At 66.4% G+C, this 14,341-nt stretch carries 13 protein-coding genes; 6 read left to right on the top strand and 7 right to left on the bottom strand.

Annotated features, from left to right (window positions below):
• Nucleotides 1-13 precede the first annotated feature (13 nt).
• The 5 genes from DK842_RS18635 to DK842_RS18615 form a co-directional block, all read right to left on the bottom strand.
• Complete coding sequence (locus tag DK842_RS18635) at nt 14-544, bottom strand: MFS transporter (protein WP_198414574.1); 531 nt, start codon at nt 542-544, stop codon at nt 14-16.
• Nucleotides 537-1,748 carry an 8-amino-7-oxononanoate synthase family protein gene (locus tag DK842_RS18630; RefSeq protein WP_114062798.1) on the bottom strand — a complete coding sequence of 404 codons (1,212 nt, stop codon included), beginning with the start codon at nt 1,746-1,748 and terminating at the stop codon, nt 537-539. The genes DK842_RS18635 and DK842_RS18630 overlap by 8 nt, the downstream gene beginning before the upstream one ends.
• Before the next feature lie 732 nt (nt 1,749-2,480).
• Nucleotides 2,481-3,716, bottom strand: coding sequence for a sugar MFS transporter (locus tag DK842_RS18625; RefSeq protein ID WP_232538526.1), 1,236 nt, complete (start codon nt 3,714-3,716; stop codon nt 2,481-2,483).
• Nucleotides 3,717-3,719: 3 nt separating this feature from the next.
• The gene (locus tag DK842_RS18620) at nt 3,720-4,394 is read right to left on the bottom strand and encodes a transaldolase family protein (RefSeq protein ID WP_114062797.1); all 675 of its coding nucleotides are present in this window, start codon (nt 4,392-4,394) and stop codon (nt 3,720-3,722) included.
• Entirely contained in the window at nt 4,391-5,257 is an 867-nt protein-coding gene (locus DK842_RS18615) for a helix-turn-helix transcriptional regulator (protein WP_168194923.1), read from the bottom strand. The genes DK842_RS18620 and DK842_RS18615 overlap by 4 nt, the downstream gene beginning before the upstream one ends.
• 433 nt (nt 5,258-5,690) lie before the next feature.
• Between DK842_RS18615 and DK842_RS18610 the strand changes: the two genes are divergently transcribed.
• The 6 genes from DK842_RS18610 (at nt 5,691) to DK842_RS18585 (ending at nt 9,832) form a co-directional block, all read left to right on the top strand.
• Nucleotides 5,691-6,398, top strand: coding sequence for an RBBP9/YdeN family alpha/beta hydrolase (locus tag DK842_RS18610; protein ID WP_114062795.1), 708 nt, complete (start codon nt 5,691-5,693; stop codon nt 6,396-6,398).
• 84 nt (nt 6,399-6,482) lie between these two features.
• Entirely contained in the window at nt 6,483-7,595 is a 1,113-nt protein-coding gene (locus DK842_RS18605; RefSeq protein ID WP_114062794.1) for an alkene reductase, read from the top strand.
• A 20-nt stretch (nt 7,596-7,615) separates the two neighbouring features.
• Complete coding sequence (gene nfsB, locus DK842_RS18600; RefSeq protein ID WP_114062793.1) at nt 7,616-8,269, top strand: oxygen-insensitive NAD(P)H nitroreductase; 654 nt, start codon at nt 7,616-7,618, stop codon at nt 8,267-8,269.
• A gap of 40 nt (nt 8,270-8,309) precedes the next feature.
• On the top strand, nt 8,310-8,765 hold the full coding sequence (locus DK842_RS18595; protein ID WP_114062792.1) for a VOC family protein: 456 nt from the start codon (nt 8,310-8,312) through the stop codon (nt 8,763-8,765).
• Between the two features lie 154 nt (nt 8,766-8,919).
• A complete protein-coding gene (locus DK842_RS23725) occupies nt 8,920-9,342 on the top strand; it encodes a hypothetical protein (RefSeq protein ID WP_198414572.1) in 423 nt (140 codons plus the stop codon).
• A gap of 244 nt (nt 9,343-9,586) precedes the next feature.
• Nucleotides 9,587-9,832, top strand: coding sequence for a response regulator (locus DK842_RS18585; RefSeq protein WP_114062791.1), 246 nt, complete (start codon nt 9,587-9,589; stop codon nt 9,830-9,832).
• A 3-nt stretch (nt 9,833-9,835) separates the two neighbouring features.
• On the opposite strand, the gene DK842_RS18580 is transcribed toward DK842_RS18585, so the two are convergent.
• Both DK842_RS18580 and DK842_RS18575 read right to left on the bottom strand, forming a co-directional pair.
• Nucleotides 9,836-11,215 (bottom strand): efflux transporter outer membrane subunit, encoded by a 1,380-nt coding sequence (locus tag DK842_RS18580; RefSeq protein WP_114062790.1) that lies wholly within the window; start codon nt 11,213-11,215, stop codon nt 9,836-9,838.
• Entirely contained in the window at nt 11,212-14,340 is a 3,129-nt protein-coding gene (locus DK842_RS18575; RefSeq protein ID WP_114062789.1) for an efflux RND transporter permease subunit, read from the bottom strand. The genes DK842_RS18580 and DK842_RS18575 overlap by 4 nt, the downstream gene beginning before the upstream one ends.
• Between the last annotated feature and the right edge of the window lies 1 nt (nt 14,341).

Raw genomic sequence — 14,341 nt, 5'->3', positions numbered from 1 at the left:
CCGATTCCTTGCGTCAGGCCGCGCGCAAGCGCGCCTGGAACAAAACTTGCATAAGGGTGATCAGGCCGAGCGCGGCCACCGCCAGCGTCCAAGCGCCATTGTGGTGCAGCAGCACCGAGGCGGTGGCGGCGATGCCGGCCAGGCCTTGCTGCAGGAAGCCGCACAAGGCCATCGCGTGGGCGCCGTGGTCCTTGGCGTCGCTGACGGCGGTGGCCATGCTGTTGGGGAACAGCACCGCCTGGCCGAAAATGGTCAGGCAATACAGGCCGACGAACAGCAGCGGTCCGCGGCGGCCCCAGCGGTCCGCGGCCGAGCCCCAGAACAGCACCGGCAGCGCGGCGCCGACGACGAAGCCGGAGATGGACATTTCCACCATGCTCTGGCTCATCGCCAACTCCCGCATCACCGCCGGCAGCGACGGCAGGTAAACGGTGGTGGCCATCTGCGCCATGAACACGATCAGGCAGCACAACACCATCACCCGCGCCGCCGGCCGCGCGGCCTCCCGCGGAGCGGCGGCGGTCTGCGCGGACGCTTTACTCATGGCTGGCTCGCAGCTGCTTCAGGCAAGCGCCGAAGCGCTCGATCTCCGCCACTGTCATATTGGCGCGGATCATGATGCGCAGGCCGGCGCGGCCCTTGGCGATCACCGGGAAGAAGATGGGCGAGGTGTAATAGCCGTCTTCCAGCAGGCTCTTGGCGTAGAGGATGGTGCGTTCTTCCGAGCCGATGGAGACGAAGCGGATAGGCAGCATGTCGCCGCTGTTTTCCGATTCCACGTGCTGGTCGAACAGGCGGATATTGTCCTGCAGCTTTTGCTGCAGCGCCGGCAGCTCGGCGGACTTGTGCACGGCAACCGACTCGATGATGGCGCCCAGCCCTGCGGTGTTGATGCGCTGCGACCAGGTCACAGGGCCGCCGAAACGGGTGGCCAGCTTGCGGCGCTCGGCGTCGCCGCGCGGGCCCAGGAAAATGGCGCCGCCGGAAGCGCCGAAGCCCTTGTTCAGCGAGGTGACGATCAGCGTTCGGTCGTTGATCTCGCCCATTTCCTCCAACACCAGGCCGCGGCCCAGATGGCCCAGCGTGGACAGGCCGTGCGCCTCGTCGAAAAACAGGAACAGGCCGTATTTGTCCTGCAGCGCCAGCAACTCCCTCACCGGCGCCATGCCGCCGGTGCTGTAGACGCCGTCGGCGACGTAGGCGACGCGCGGACGCGTCTTGCACAGGTCTTCCAGCGCGTTCAGGTCGTTGTGGCGTATGGTCTGGATCTCGGTCTCGTCGGCGCAGATCGGCTTCATCATGTTCAGGCAGAAGTGGGCGTTCTTGTCGAACACCATCAAGGGCGCCACGTCGCCGGTCAGCGCGCCGGAAGCCAGCAAGGGCAGCGCGGCGGCTGCCGCGGCCGCGCAGGAAGGCACTGTCAGCGTCTCCGCGGCCACCAGGCTGGCCAGCGCCTCCTCCGCCTGCTGCAGGATGTCGAACTGCACCCGGATGCGCGAGATGGAGGTATTGAGCGAGCCGGTGTTCATCACCGCGTCCGCCGCGGCGCGCAGGATGGCCGGGTGAGAGTCCAGCCCCAGGTAGGAGTAGGACGACATATTGGTGAACTGCCGGCCGCTGGCCACCGACTCGTGGCGGCCGTCGCCCAGGTTGCGGGTAGCGATATTGGCCATGCCGGCAGCCGTGGTGACATCCCAGAAGCTGTTGCTGAGCTGGATGGCTTTTTTGATATTGGTGTACTGATGCATCGTGTATAGCCCCGTCTTGTGTTGATTAAAACGATTTGCGCCTCACGCGCCGCCGTTCTCTGCGGTGACTGCGAAAGGCTGCCGCCTCGAATCGGCATTGTGAGTTAAAGCGGGTGTATGATTTTTGTCATAACTTAGTTGAGGCCGCCGCCTTCGCCGAAAACGGCCATCGCACGGCTGCGCCCCCATCACGCGTCAGGCGACAGGGGGGGGAAACCATCAGCGGCACAAGCAGCGACGCATCCCGGAACCGCCGCCAGCAGGGGAAAATCAACGTATCCAGAAACACCCGGACGGGTTTGCCGCGCGAGCCGTTGCCGCCACGGCGCGCCTCAAGCGCGCAGAGGCATCGATTGGCCGAGTTTGGCGAAGCGCCGTCTCTAGCCGCGCCCTCATGGAGAAAAAGCCGCGGGCGGCATGATGGGAAGTGGAATGCCGATGAAGCCATGCCGCTGGTTTCGGCAACCCGGGATTGCCCGCAGGATATTCAAGCGCATGGCGCGCGGCGAGCCCGCCTCAAGCGGCTGAGGCGCATGGCCACAAGTGGATTGATGTGGAAGGAAGGCAGCCGCTGGAGCAGGCTGGCCGATCAGAAACACCAGGCGTCGGAGCGCGGCAAGCTGCCTCCCGCGGCAGTCCATTTTCGGCGCCGACAGATGAGGATGGGATCCTGAGGAAACGAAACCAGGCCGGCGAATGCCGGCCCTCAATCGCCAGGGCGTCCGCCCTATCTTAAACGGAATGAAGCGCCGGCCTCGCCGCGCGTTCCCGCTCCAGATACACGCTGTACAGGAAGATCGCCACGAAACTGGCCAGCGGAATCGCATACGCCTGCTGTGTGCCGTAATGATCGGAAACATACCCCATCAGATAGGGGTACAGCGCGCCGCCGCTCACCGACATCGCCAGGATGGAGCTGCCGCGCTTGGTCTGGCGCCCCAGGCCCTTGATCGCCAGCGAGAAGATGGTGGGGAACATGATGGACATGAAGAAGAACATCAGCGTCAGCGCGCCCACAGCGATCGCGCCGCCCATCGCCACCACCACTGACGACAGCAGGATGTTGGCGAAGGCGAACAGCATCAGCAACCGCCCCGCCGACAGGCGGCCTATGGCGAAAGCGCCCACGAAGCGGCCTGCCATGAACAGCATCATCGCCAGCGACAACAGCCAGGCGGCCGATTGCGCGCTCAGGTTGATGCCGCTCTCCATCGCGTAATTGATGAAGAAGGCGCCGATGCCCACTTGCGCCGCCACATACAGGAACTGCGCCAGCGCGCCGAAGGCGAAACGCCCGTTGCGGGCCAGCGGCAGCCCGCCGCCGCTCTCCTCTAGCGAATAATGGCCCACATCCGGCATCGGCGTCCTGGCGATGACCGCCGCCAGCGCCACCACGAAGGCGGCGATCCACACATACACCTGCATCACCATGTCGTGCCCGGCGTCCGCGCCGGCCGGGTTGCCCAGCTTGAAGAAGAACGCTCCGCCTATCAGCGGCCCCACCACGGTGCCCAGACCGCAGAAGGCCTGGGCCATGTTCAGCCGCCGCTCCGAGCGGTTTTCGTCGCCCAGCAGCGAGATGTAAGGATTGGCGGTGGTTTCCAAGAAACCGGAGCCGCAGGCCAACACGAACAGCGACAGCACGAAAGCCAGGAAACTCGCGTTCAACAGAGACGGAATGAACAGCAGCGCGCCGGTGGCGAAGAAGGCGAGCCCCGCGATCAGCCCGCGTTTGTAGCCGAATCGCTCGTTGAATAGCGCCGCCGGGATGGCAATGACGAAATATGCCAGGAAATAGGCGATCTGCAGCCAGCCGGAGTCGGCCTTGGACAGCCGCATCGACTGCTGGAAGTGCTTGTTCAGCACATCCAGCAGGCCATAGGACATGCCCCACAGGAAGAAGGTGCAGGTCACCAAGATGATGGTTTTCTTCAACAGCGCGTCATCGCGGAGCATCTGGTTTTCCATGCCTCACTCCTGGAACAAAGCGGCGTCGCGCGTCAGCCCGTTGCTTTGCCAGGCGGCGTCGAACTTGCGCAGGCTCTGCTCGATATCCTCGCTGGACGCGTAAAGCTGCTGGAACACATTGACCGGCAGCGTGACCGCGGCCACGCCAATCCGCGCGCAGCGCAGGAACTGGTCCACCGTCTTGATGGCCGCGGCCAGAATGGCGGTCCGGTAGCCATAGGCGTCCAGCAGCCGCTGCGAGCTTTCCACCACCTCGAAGGCATTGCCGGTGGAGAGTTCGATCCGGTTCACGTAAGGCGCGGCGTAGCTGGCGCCGGCCAGCGCGGCCAGCGCCAGCTGCCGGGTTTCGAAAATCGTGGTCGCCAGCGTGGCGATGCCTTCGCGCTCCAGAATGGACATCGCGCGGTACCCCTCTCCCACCGCCGGAATCTTGACCACCATCCTGGGGCTGATGGCGGCGAGGCGCCGCGCCTGCGCCAGCATGCCGTCCAGTTCGCGGCTGACCACCTGCGCCGCCAGCGGGCCGGCCTGCGCGTCCAGGATTTCTCCCAGCACCGCCTCCACCTCGCGATTGGCGGTGGCCAGTATCGACGGATTGGTCGTCACGCCGGCCAGCACGCCCATGGCCTGAGCCTTGCGGATGGCGTCAATGTCTATCGTGTCCAGCCATATCTTCATTTGTTCGCACCACTTGCCACTGAAAAAGGGTAGATATTGCGCGCGCTCAGCTTCCCGATCACAAAGCCCAGCTGGCACAGCGATCGGCAGTTGAGCCGCTCCTTGATGTTCTTGATGTGCTTGTTGACCGCGTCGCTGGTGATGTCCAGCGAGATGGCCGCCTCGGCGCAGGAGGCGCCGCCCACCAATTCCCGCATCAGCGCCACCTCCTTCTTGGTCAGATAGGCGTTGCGGTCGGCGTCGCCCAAGTAGATGCGAGACACGTCGCGGCGGTCCATCAGGCTGTGGAAGTCGGAAACCAGCATCTCGTGATTGATCTCGCTGTCCAGGATCAGCTTGCCTCTGGCCGATTCAGGCAGATAGATGCGGTCGCCGCAGGCGGATTCGATCACGTCGTGCAGCTTGTACTTGAACAGCGAGACGAACTGGTGCAGATGCGCCATTTTGCCGCTTAGATAATCATTGTTGACGCTGTTGTCGTACACCGAGCCGAAATGGAAGAAATCGCAATATTCGTCGCCGCGCTCAATCAGCGTCACGCCGTTGTCTATGCCGAACAACGCCGCGGCGGAATAAATGGGTTCCCGATTCAGCCAGTTCCAGAACACATAACCGTCGGTGAAGTTGTCCGCGTCTTTTTCAAACACCGCCAGTTGGAACATTTCCTGCCGCCAGTAATGCTGAATCCATTCCGGCGAATTGGTGAGCGCGATGCGCGAGCCGTCGGCGAAATGCCTGTCAAAGGTGAAATAAGCGATTTTCAGGCTGCGCAAAGGCCGGGTGAATTCAATCACCGCATCGGTGGCCGTGAATGACGCATTGGTCGCGTAAAACCTATCGCTCTGGAAATTGATGCTCGTCATCGCCGCCCCGCGCCAGCCGACAGGCCAAGAATTTTCCGCAAAAACAATCAGCACATAAACAGTCAATATAACTACAAAATTAAATGAGCCGACTTTTAAGAATGGATAATCATAACACCAAATCCATGCGCGCATCCCACCCGAATAACTTTAAAAATCGACAGGGCCAATGATCAGACAATCCCAATTCATCGCACCTGCCTACCGTTCACATTTCCAAATCGATCTCCAGCCTTCGCAAAGTCATTCGCCGCCTGCTCGCTGGCGGGCTCTCAATGACATCCCCGTCCAACGCCATGTGACCCAGCAGCCCCTCAAGCTGAAAATATGATCCCGTTCAAGCTTTTAACGCATAGCCGCGCCAAGCCCCTGATAAGCCAGCAACGAAATTAAAGAGCATAAACAACACGGCGAACCCTTGTTATAAAGCCCCATGCGCGACCAAGGCGGCACCGGCGACGTGGCCATCCTGACTTCGGCCGAGCGCATGGAGCTGATGCCTTTCGCCCAGATCGCCAACCGCATCAACGGCGCCATCAACGTGTCGCTGGCGCGGCGCATCCTCAATGCCTGGCTGAAACAAGCCCTCCCCCGGCCGCCATTGCCGCCCGCCATCCGGCGGCCGATAATGGCGGCTTTTCCCGTCTTCCTCCCCGCCATGCATGACAGCGAACGCGATCGGATAGAACAGCGGCTGGCGCAGGCCGCCCGCGATCTCGATTTCATTCTGGCGCCTGGCCTGAACGACAGCGATGGACAGCACTGGCAGTCCCATTGGCAGCGTCGCTTTCCTCAGCGGCGGCGCGTCGCCATGCGGCAGTGGCGCGAGCCGGATTTCGACCGCTGGACCGCGCCCATCCGCCGCGAACCGGCGCGCGGCGGCAAGCCCGCGGCGCTGATGCTGGCCAAGCCAGCGCTGCTGGTGGCCAGCCGCGACGACCCGTCGTTGCGCTTCGACCACGCAACCCACTGGGCCAGACAATGGCGATGCCGGCTGGCGGACGCCGGCGAAATCGGCCATATCAACGCAGAGTCCGGCAGCGGCCCCAGGCCGCATGGCCTGGCGCTGCTGCCGGACTGGATCGCCGCTCCCGGCTACAATTTTCAAAAAAATCAATCAAGTGATTCCACTTTCAGCTAGTTTTTCTCGTCGCATTTGCAAAGGATCATTTCCTCACCGAATCGCCTCCCCATCGAGAAGGCGTCGAACCCGAGGTTGAACGATATGCCCGCACCCAATCTGTTCTCGCCGCTGCAAACCGGCGCGCTGCGGCTGCCCAGCCGCATCGCAATGGCGCCGATGACCCGCTGCCGCACCGACCAGCCCGGCGACATCCCCAATGCGATGATGGCGCGCTATTACGCCCAGCGCGCCAGCGCCGGCCTGATCATTTCCGAAGCCACCCAGATCTCGCGCCAGGGACAGGGCTACAGCTTCACCCCCGGCATTTACAGCCCGGCGCAGATAGATGGCTGGCGCCAAGTCACCAATGCCGTCCGCCAGGCCGGCGGCCGCATGGTGCTGCAGCTGTGGCACGTGGGCAGGATGTCCCACCCGGTGTTCCACGACGGCGCGGCTCCGGTGGCGCCGTCCGCCATCGCGCCCGACGCCCAGGTGTGGGTGGCGGACGAAAAAGGCGCGGGCCGCATGGCGGACTGCCCGACGCCGCGCGCGCTGGAAACCGCTGAAATCGCCGGCATCGTCGACGACTACCGCCAGGCGGCGCGCAACGCGATGGCCGCCGGCTTCGACGGCGTGGAAATCCATGCCGCCAACGGCTACCTGATCGACCAGTTCCTGCGCAGCACGTCCAACCTCAGAACCGACGCTTACGGCGGCAGCTTGGAAAACCGGTTGCGCTTCCTGATGGAGGCATCCTCCGCGGTGGCGGACGAAATCGGCGCGGAGCGCGTCGGCGTGCGGCTGGCGCCCTACATCACCGCGCGAGGCATGCATTGCCCGGAGATCGTTCCGGCGATACTGGAGGCCGCCGGCCGGCTGGACGCGCTGGGCATCGCCTACCTGCATCTTTCCGAGGCGGACTGGGACGATGCGCCCCAAGTGGACGACGACTTCCGCCGCGCGCTGCGCGCCCGCTTTAGCCGCGCCATCATCGTGGCCGGCCGTTACGACCAGGCCCGCGGCGAGAGGCTGCTGGCCAGCGGCCTCGCCGACATGATCGCTTTCGGCCGGCCATTCATCGCCAATCCCGACTTGCCCGCGCGCCTGGCCCATGGCTGGCCGCTGGCCGATTTCGACCCGTCCGCGCTGTTCGGCGGCTACGGACGCGGCTACGACGACTACCCCCATTATCAGGCGACGGAAGCCGCCTGCTGACCCGCATCCGAGGACGCACCATGAACATCGCCCACTACGCGCAAACCCGCTACACCACCAAGGCTTTCGATCCCGGCTTCAAGCTGAGCCAGGAGCAGGTGGGACAGATCGAAACCCTGCTGCGCCACAGCCCCTCATCCACCAACTCCCAGCCCTGGCACTTCTTCATCGCCGGCAGCGAAGAAGGCAAGGCCCGCGTCGCCAAGGCCGCGGCCGGCGGCTACGCCTTCAACGAAGCCAAGATACGCCACGCCTCCCACGTGGTGGTATTCTGCGCCCGGGCCGCGATGGACGACGGCTATCTGCAAACCCTGCTGGCTCAAGAGCAACGCGACGGCCGCTTCGCCAATGACGAAGCCCGCGCCGGACAGCACAAAGGCCGCTCCCATTTCGTCAACATGCACCGTTTCGAATTGCGCGACGCCCAGCATTGGATGGAAAAACAGGTTTATCTGGCCGTGGGCACGCTGCTGCTGGGCGCGGCGACGCTGGAAATCGACGCCTGCCCGATCGAGGGCTTCGACGCGCGCGTGCTGGGCGAGGAGCTGGGCCTGCGCGAGCAGGGATTGGTCGCCTCGGTGATCGTGGCGCTGGGAAAACGCTCGGAGCAGGACTTCAACGCCAGGCTGCCCAAGTCGCGCTTGCCGGCGGAAACCGTCATCACCCGTTTGTGACCTTGTCGCGCGGCCAGGCGGCCGCGGAGGAGAGAACGCGATGAACATCCAGCGCATCGACCACTTCACGATACGCGCCGCCGACCTGGACGCGAGCGCGGCTTTCTACCAGCGCGCGCTGGGCCTGGCCGATGGGCCGCGGCCCGGCTTCCGCTTTCCCGGGAAGTGGCTGTACGCCGGCGCCGCCCCGGTGCTGCACCTGGTGGCGGCCCGCGAAGACGACGCCGAGCTGCAAGCCTATCTGGGCGGGCGCGACGCGCGCGCCGGCTCCGGCCGCCTCGACCACATCGCGCTGCGCGGCCAGAACCTGGTCGACATGCAGATGCGGCTGCTGTCGCTGGGCCAGCCGTTTTACGAGCGGGTGGTGCCGGAAATCGGCGAGCACCAGTTGTTCCTGCAGGACCCGGACGACGTGACGATAGAGGTGATCTTCCCCTATTCGCCGGACAACCGCATGGCCGGACCGGCGCTGCCGCCGCTAGCCGTCTCGCCCTGAAACGCAGGCGGCGTCGGCTCGGGAAAGCGCGCCAGGAAATAGGCGACGCTGGGCAGGTCCGCGCTGCCGCCCCGCCGCGCGCCAGCAGCGCCTGCAGCAGCGCGGCGTCTTTGTCCAATCCGTCCGCCGGAGCCCCCAGATAGGCCGGCTGTCGGTGGGTTGTTTCCAATCCCATATCGAGCACCGCGCCCGCGCCCAGTTCATGCCCTTCTTCGCGATGCTGCTGGGCATCCCGTTCATCCTGTTTTGCTGCGCCTGGCTGTTCGCCCACCGCATCAAGAGGCAGATGTTCAACCTGGAGCCGCTGGACATCGCCCGCCTGGTGCGGCAACAGGACGCGGTGTTCGAATCCATCTACGAAGGCGTGATCTCCGTGGACACCCGCCGCCGGCTGACCGCGATCAACCGCGCCGCGCGCGATGCTGGAGCTTGGCCAACCCCAGCATCAGCTGGCGGGCCAGAACCTGGGCCGCATCGCGCCGGACGGTCCTTTCCTCGCGCTGGAGGCGGACTCCCCCGACGTTACCGACGAGATCTGACTGTTCGGCGGCCTGCCGCCGGGTGGGCATACACATAGACGGCCAGCCGCAGGGCTGGGGGATCCGCTTCCGCCGCAAGGACGACATCAGCTCGCTCAGCCTGCGGCTCAGCCAGGTCAAGCGTTACGCCGACAACCTGCGCGTGATCCGCCACGAGCACCTGAACGGGATCTCCCCCCTGTCCGGCCTGCTGCACATCAGCCTACGACGAGGCGCTCAAGCTGGCACGCTCGCACTCGGAAATCCATCAGCAGGCGCTGGACTCCATCTGCGGCCTGCTGATTGGCAAGTGCTACCGCGCCCGCGAGAGAGGAGCTGGCGCGGCAGCGCATCAAGGACGCTTTCGTCCGCGGCGCGGACCTGCACACCACGGAAAGCGTGGCGCGCACCATAGGCATCAGCCAAACCACCGCCCGCCGCTACCTGGAATACTGCGTCGAAGTGCGCTTCCTGCGCGCCCAGATTTCTTACGGCCGCATCGGCCGCCCGGGACGGGTCTACAAGCGTTGCGGTGCCGCCAAGCAATAGCGCTCAGCCCTCCAGCCCGCCGCCCAGCGCGCGATACAGCGCCGCCATGTTTTCCGCCTCCGCCAGGCTGGCGCTGATCCACTGCTGGCGAGCGGACTGCGCGGTGCGCTGCGCCTCCAGCAGGCTCAGATAGCCGTCCAAGCCCTGCCGATAACGCGCTTCCGCCAGCCGCAGCGAGGTTTCCGCGCTGGCGAGCGTCGCCTGCCGCGCCTGTTTTTCCTCCGCCAGCGCCCGGCGCTGGCTCAAGGCGTCGGCCACTTCGCGAAACCCGCTCTGCAGGGCTTTCTCGTAAGCGGCCAGCGCCGCCAGGCGCTGCGCCTCCGCCTGATCGACTCCAGCCTTCGCCGCGCCGCCGTCAAGCGCCGGCAAGCTGGCGTCCAGCGCCAGGCTCAAGGCCCGCGCAGGCGCGTTCAGCAGACCGGCCAGCGTCACGCCGCTGAGACCGGTGCTGGCGCTAAGCCCAAACTTGGGCCACAGGCCCGCCCGCGCGGCGGCCACGTCGGCATGGGCGGCCCGCAGCAGATTTTCCGCCTGGCGGACGTCCGGCCGGCGCAGCAGGGCATCGGCCGGCGCGGCCACCGGTAGCGCCGCCAGCGTGTAGGGCCTGTCCTCCAGCGCGGCCGGCAGCCTCGCCTCGTCAAGCGCCGCGCCGACCAGCAATTGCAACGCCAGCCGGTCCCGTTCCGCCAGCCCCTGGTAACGGGCGACATCGGCCCGCGCCTGCTGCGCCACGGTATTCATCGCGCTGACGTCCAGCGCCGAAGCCGCGCCCAGGCGCAGCCGCTCGCGCGTCAGGGCGAGCGAGCGTTCGGCGCTTTGCTGCGTCGCCCGCGCCGCGGCCAGCTGGCTGCGGTCTGCGGCCAAGGTCAAATAAGCATTGGCGGTTTCCGCGATCAGGCTGACCCTCGCCGCCTGCGCGCCGGCTTCGCTGGCCAGATAGCGCCGCCACTGCGCGTCGCTCAGGCTCTTCACGCGGCCGAACAGGTCCAGCTCGAACGCGCTGACGCCCAGGCCGGCGCTGACGCCGCGGCTGTCCGCCGCCAGCGATGGATCGCCGCTCCGGGTGAGCTGGCGGTTGGCGTTGCCCTGCAGCTGCGCGGTCGGCAGCCGCGCCGCGTCCTGCATCCGGTACTGCGCCCGCGCCGCCTGGACATTGGCGACAGCCGCGCGCAAGTCGCGGTTATTGGCCAGCGCCTGGGCGATGGTTGCGCGCAGGCCCTCGTCGACGAAGAAACGCCGCCAGGCCACATCGGCCTGCCCGCTTTCCGCGTCCGCCGCCGGCCAATGCGCCGGCACCGGCGCGGCGGGCCGTTGGTAATCCGGCTGCGGCGACGCGCAGCCTGCCAAAGCCGCGCCTATCCATAAGCAGAAAACGCGTTTCATGGCCTCGCCTCCGCCAATTTCAAACGCCGCTGCGCGACTTGCCCCGCCAGGCCGCGTATCAGCAGATGCGCCAGCGGCACGAAAAACAGCGTCAGCAGCGTGGCCGACATCACGCCGCCCAGCACCGCCGCGCCGATCGCGTTCTGGCTGCCGGCTCCCGGCCCGCCGGCCCAGACCAGCGGCGCGACGCCGACGCCGAAAGCCAGCGAGGTCATCAATATCGGCCGCAGCCGCTGGCGGGCGGCGGCCAGCGCCGCCTCCAGCGGAGCCGCGCCGCGCCGGATCGCCGCCTCGGCGAACTCGATGATCAGGATGGCGTTCTTGGCCGATAGGCCTATCGTCGTCAGCAGACCCACCTGGAAATAGATGTCGTTGGACAGGCCGCGCGCCATCACCGCCAGCACCGCGCCCAGCACGCCCAGCGGAATCGCCGTCATCGCGGCGCACGGCACCAGCCAGCTTTCGTACAGCGCCGCCAGGCACAGGAAGACGAACAATATCGACACCGCGTACAGCAGCGGCGTCTGGCCGCTGGACAGCCGATCCTGATAAGACAGCCCGCTCCACTCGTACTGCGTGCCCGGCAGCTTGCCGGCTATCGCCTCCACCGCCTTCATCGCCTCGCCGGAACTGACGCCGGCGGCGGCCGAGCCCGACAAGGGCAGCGCCGGCAGGCCGTTGTAGCGGTTCAGCTGCGCCGGCCCGTATTCCCAGCGCGCGCGGGCGAAGGCGGAAAACGGCGTCATCGCGCCGTCCGCGCCGCGGACGAACCACAAGCCCAGATCCTCGGGCTTGGAACGGTAAGGCGCGTCGGCCTGCATCATCACCTTCTTCACCCGGCCGCGGTCGATGAAGTCGTTGATGTAGCGCCCGCCCCAGGCCGCGCCCAGCGTGTCGGCGACATTGGCCGGGTCCAGCCCCAGCGCGGCGGCCTTGCTTTGGTCGACATCCAGCCGCAATTGCGGCTTGTCGTCGGCGGCGCCGGAGCGCACCGCGCTGAGCCTGTCACCTCCCTGGGCCGCCTTCAGCAGCTGGTCGCGCGCCTTGGCCAGATGCTCGCGGCCCTGGCCCGACGCGTCCTGCAGCCAAAATTCGAAGCCATTGGTCTGCCCCAAGCCACCGATGGGCGGCAGCACCATGCCGAACACCTCGGCGTCCCGCTGCGCGGCCAGCGCGGCGGTGGCGCGGTCGGCTATCGCCTGGGCGCTGTTCTCTTGGCCGCGCCGCTGCGACCAGTCCTTCAACGCGACGAAGGCCATGCCGGCGTTCTGGCCGGAACCGCCGAAGCTGAAGCCGGACAACATGTACACCGATTCGACATTGGCCTTCTCGGTTTCCAGGAAATGCTGCTCCACCGCGCGCGCCACCTTGTCGGCGCGCTGATGGGTGGCCCCGGTGGGCAGCGTGAACTGCGCCATCACCGTGCCCTGGTCCTCGTCCGGGATGAAGGCAGTGGGCAACCGCGGGTACAGCGCGGCCAGCGCCGCCACCAGCGCCAAGTAGACCAAGCCGCCGCGCAGCGGGCGACGCAGCCAAGCCGGCAGCCAGCGGCCGGCATAGTCCGATTGCAAACGCTGGAAGCGGCGCTCGAACGCAGCCAGCGGGCCGCGTTCGGACGGCGCATGCGGCCGCAGCAGCGTCGCGCACAGGGCTGGCGTCAGGGTCAGCGCGGTCAGCACCGACAAGGCCATCGCCGCGACGATGGTGATCGAGAATTGGCGGTAGATGACGCCGACCGAGCCGCCGAAGAAGGCCATCGGCAGGAACACAGCCCCCAGCACCAGGCCGATGCCGACCAGCGCGCCGCCGATCTCGCCCATCGAACGGACGGTGGCCGCGCGCGCGTCCAGCCCCTCCTCGCTCATCACCCGCTCGACGTTCTCCACCACCACGATGGCGTCGTCGACCAACAGGCCGATGGCCAGCACCATGCCGAACAAGGTCAGCGTATTGATGCCGAAGCCGGCCGCCGCCAGCACGCCGAACGTGCCCAGCAGCACCACCGGCACCGTCAGCGCCGGAATCAGCGTCGCGCGCCAGTTGCGCAGGAACACGTACATCACCAGCACCACCAGCGCCACCGCCTCCAGCAGCGTCGCCATCACCGCGCGTATCGACAGCCTGACGAAGTGGGTGGTGTCCTCCGGATAGGCGACGCGGATGCCCGGCGGAAAGTTGCGCTCCAGCTCGGCGACGCGCGCCTTCACTGCCTCGGCGGTGGCCAGCGCGTTGGCGCCCGGCGCCAGCATCACCGCCAGGCCCGAGGCCGGGTGGCCGTTCAGCCGCGAACTGCTGCTGTAATCCTCCTGCCCCAGTTCCACCCGCGCCACGTCGCCCAGCCGCACCGCGCCGCCGTCCGGCAGCGCCTTGACGACAATGTCTCGGAACTGCTCAGGCGTGGACAAGCGCGACCAGGCGGTGACCATCGCGTTCAGCTGCTGGCCCGGCGGCGACGGCAAGGCGCCCAGTTCGCCGACCGAGACCTCGGTGTTCTGCTTGGAGATGGCGGCGCTGACGTCGGAGGGAATCAGGCCGTAGCTGTTGAGCTTGTGCGGGTCCAGCCACACGCGCATCGCGTACGGCGCGCCGAAGGCCCGCACCGAGCCGACGCCGCCCACCCGGCTCAGCGGGTCTTGCACATTGCTGGCCAGCCAGTCGGCGATGTCGGTGTCGCTGCGCTGGCCGCTGACATCATAAAAGGAGGCGATCAGCAGGAAGTCGCCCTGCATCTTCTGCACCGACAGGCCGTTCTGCTGCACTTGCTGCGGCAGCCGCGCCAGCATCTGGCTGACCTTGTTCTGCACCTGCACCTGGGCGGTGTCGGCGTTGGCGCCCTGGCGGAAGGTGAGCATGATCTCGGCCTGGCCGGACGAGGAGCTGGTGGAGCTGAAATACATCAGATTGTCCAGGCCCTTCAGCTCTTGCTCCAGCACCTGGATCACGCTGGTCTCCACCACCTGGGCGGACGCGCCGGGGTAGCTGGCGCTGACCATCACCGTCGGCGGAGCGATGTCCGGATACTGCGACACCGGCAGCGCGCGCAAGGCGAACAGGCCGGCCAGCATGATGACGATGGCCAGCACCCAGGCGAACACCGGGCGGCCTATGAAGAAACGCGCCAGCATC

This window comes from Chromobacterium phragmitis (assembly GCF_003325475.1).
Classification (GTDB): domain Bacteria; phylum Pseudomonadota; class Gammaproteobacteria; order Burkholderiales; family Chromobacteriaceae; genus Chromobacterium; species Chromobacterium phragmitis.
This window is presented reverse-complemented; position numbering and strand designations above follow the sequence as displayed.